At 71.2% G+C, this 1,694-nt stretch carries 1 protein-coding gene; it reads right to left on the reverse strand.

Annotation, left to right across the window (positions count from 1 at the left end):
• Positions 1 to 203 precede the first annotated feature (203 nt).
• Positions 204 to 1,694, reverse strand: a 1,491-nt coding sequence (gene ilvD / locus B2P18_RS07200) for a dihydroxy-acid dehydratase (protein ID WP_286957610.1), incomplete at its 5' end; no start/stop codon positions are given.

Genomic DNA, 1,694 nt, shown 5'->3' on the forward strand with positions numbered 1-1,694 from the left:
CAGTCGGCGAGGTGGGGCCAGGCCTCCACCGACCACCCCGGTCGGGCCCGGGTCGTCGACCGCGCGGCAGCGCATGGGAGCCACCGTCTCCAGCTGACGACTTGTTCGGGCCCTCGGCGGGCCGGTCAGTCGAGCCGGATGGTGCTGACCGCTCGCCCGCCTCCGGGCCCGATCGTCCCTCGCTAGGGTCTTCGGTGCAGCGGTCAGTCGAACTTGCGGGCGGCGCCCTTGTCGGCGCTCTGTGCGAACCGCGCAAAGATCTTGAGCGCCGTCGAGACCTGGCGGTCCCGGTCGCGGGGCTCCCAGCCGAGCTCGTCCTGCTCGGCCCGGCGGCGCTCGAGCTCCTCGTCGGGGACGAGCAGGTTGACCCGGCGCTGCGGGATGTCGAACTCGATCACGTCACCGTCGCGCACCAGCCCGATCGGGCCGCCGGACGCGGCCTCCGGCGACACGTGGCCGACCGAGAGGCCGGACGAGCCGCCGCTGAACCGGCCGTCGGTGATCAGGGCGCACTTGGGCCCGAGGCCGACGCCCTTGAGATAGCTCGTGGGATAGAGCATCTCCTGCATGCCCGGCCCGCCCTTGGGCCCCTCGTAGCGCACGACCACGACGTCGCCGCCCTGGATCTCGCCGTTGAGGATCTTGGAGACGGCCTCCTCCTGGGACTCGGCGACCCGCGCCGGGCCGGAGAAGGACCACTGGTGCTCGGGCACGCCCGCCGTCTTGACGATGCAGCCGTCGGGGGCGAGGTTGCCGCGCAGCACCGCGAGGCCGCCCTCGGTGGTGTAGGCGTGCTCGACCGAGCGGATGCAGCCGTTCTCGGGGTCGGTGTCCAGCGTGGCCCACCGGTTGGAGGACGAGAACGCCTCGGTGGTGCGCACCCCGCCCGGGGCGGCGTGGAAGAGCTCGATCGCCTCGGGCTTGGCGGCGCCGCTGCGGATGTCCCAGTCCTGCAGCCACTGGTGCATCGAGGGCGAGTGGACGCACCGGACGTCGTCGTCGAGCATGCCGCCGCGGTGCAGCTCGCCGAGGATCGCGGCGATGCCGCCGGCGCGGTGCACGTCCTCCATGTAGAACTGGTTCGAGTTGGGAGCGACCTTGACCAGGCAGGGCGTCACGCGGGACAGGGCGTCGATGTCGTCCTGGTCGAAGTCGACACCGGCCTCCTGCGCCGCCGCGAGCAGGTGCAGGATCGTGTTGGTCGAGCCACCCATGGCGATGTCGAGGCGCATGGCGTTGGCGAAGGCGGGTTTGGTGGCGATCGACAGTGGCAGGACCGAGTCGTCGTCCTCGCCATACCACCGCCGGCACAGCTCGACGACGAGGTGACCGGCCCGCTCGAAGAGCGAGCGGCGCGCGCTCGCCGTGGCGAGCGTCGAGCCGTTGCCGGGCAGGGACAGGCCGAGCGCCTCGGTGAGGCAGTTCATCGAGTTGGCGGTGAACATGCCCGAGCAGGAGCCGCACGTGGGGCAGGCGTTCTGCTCGATGGTGGTGATGTCCTCGTCGCTGACCGAGTCGTCGACCGACTTGATCATCGCGTCGATGAGGTCGAGGCGGGTCTGGGCGGTCCCGTCGGGCCCGATGACGGCCTTGCCGGCCTCCATCGGCCCACCGCTGACGAAGACCGTGGGGATGTTGAGCCGCAGCGCCGCGAGCAGCATGCCGGGCGTGATCTTGTCGCAGTTGGAGATGCA

This window comes from Arsenicicoccus sp. UBA2120 (assembly GCF_002330965.1).
Lineage (GTDB): Bacteria > Actinomycetota > Actinomycetes > Actinomycetales > Dermatophilaceae > Arsenicicoccus > Arsenicicoccus bolidensis.